We start from the raw sequence: 1,462 nt of genomic DNA on the forward strand, positions 1-1,462 counted from the left end.
ATTGACAACTTTGAGGTAACGCTACCGTGGGAGGTAACGGAGCAAAAACCCGATCATGAACTCCTCTACAGCGGACCTAGTAAATCGTCACCACTTACAACAGGCCCTGCAATTGTTAGCATTGAGCTTGGGTTCGAAGGAGAAGGCAGTTTACAAAAACTAATAGAAGGTGACATGGACTACCCGATATGGAATTTTGCTGAAAGCGAAACGGTGACCATAACAGGTAGATCCTATGGAGCAAGAGCCTTCGATTTTAAAGAATCTATCAAAATGCAAAACATGACGGCTAGTGCTGCTTTTAAAAAGCTTGCTGCTCAACACAATTTAAAACCTGTGGTACCTGTAGCGACAGATACTTTTATCGGTGAGTACATTGGCGAAGACCACGCCAATGCAAAGCGAGAGGTATCTCACTGGGATTTTGTTTTGTACCTAGCTCAGAATGAGGGGTTTACCACGCATGTTAGGGGGAAAGAGTGGTATTTTGGACCACGCGAAAAACTCCCGAACTACATGAAAGAACCTGTCATTTTTACATGGGGACATAACATTAAACCCGGACTTCAAATCGAGCGAGCTCCTAAAGCATCTCGAAATTTAATCGTTGAGGTTATCTCGTGGATACCAGGACGGGCGAAGAAGAGAGGAAAAGGCAATCTCAAAGGACAGCGGATTGTAGAAAAGGCATCTTTTGCAGGCTCATCATCCGGAGAAAAAAAGACTTTACGCTACTATTACCCCAACGTCACACGAGATCAAGCCCAACGTTTAGCCAGAAAAAAGCTAGAGGAGCTGTCTAAAACACAGGTCTTTGGCTCGTTTCAAACGGATTGGTTTCCAGACGTTCAAATTGATCGACGCATTTCTTTGCGGGGTGTCGGTACGGTGCTATCACAGGATTACTTTACATCAAAATTGATTGTCTCAGGGCAATTCGATTCAGGAATAGAAGCCGAAATTGAATTTACGAATTTAGAAGCTGACGACGGAGGTAAATTTGGATGAGATTTCATGCGGAACAGGAAAAAGCATTTGATCGCTCCTTACCTGGGCCAAGCTTTTCTTTCGCTACGATTAGCGGTGTCAATGAAGAAGAACGCTTGCTAAAGGTTGTTCTGGAGCCGTATGGCAATGAAACAGGGTGGTGTCGCGTGCTAAAGGACACGTTTTATCCTATTCCAAAGCATAAGGACCATCCTGATCCAGACGGCAAACATACTCATGATGAGCATGACCCGCAATGGCCCTATAAACCAGGGCAGGAAGTATTAGTGGGGTCTATTACTGGAATGGGTCATGAGCAGTACGTTGTCCTTGGTTTAATCGATCAAGGGACGGTGAGTGATCAATGACGGATTTTGGGAATGACATTATGATCGTCAATAACGAAATCGTTTGGAACGGCGACGAAATTGTCATGGTAGGCGGGGAACGCAATGTCATACAGCAAGCGTACCTA

At 44.7% G+C, this 1,462-nt stretch carries 2 protein-coding genes; both read left to right on the forward strand.

What is annotated here, in order from left to right; all coding sequences use genetic code 11:
• Positions 1-1,008: hypothetical protein (locus tag QZ995_RS23610; protein WP_301812386.1), on the forward strand; the 1,008-nt coding region annotated here is incomplete at its 5' end.
• Positions 1,005-1,355, forward strand: coding sequence for a hypothetical protein (locus QZ995_RS23615; RefSeq protein WP_301812387.1), 351 nt, complete (start codon positions 1,005-1,007; stop codon positions 1,353-1,355). The genes QZ995_RS23610 and QZ995_RS23615, both read left to right, overlap by 4 nt.
• The last annotated feature ends 107 nt before the right edge of the window (positions 1,356-1,462 follow it).

Origin of the sequence: Brevibacillus laterosporus, assembly GCF_030489605.1 — a bacterium.
GTDB classification, from domain to species: domain Bacteria; phylum Bacillota; class Bacilli; order Brevibacillales; family Brevibacillaceae; genus Brevibacillus_B; species Brevibacillus_B laterosporus_E.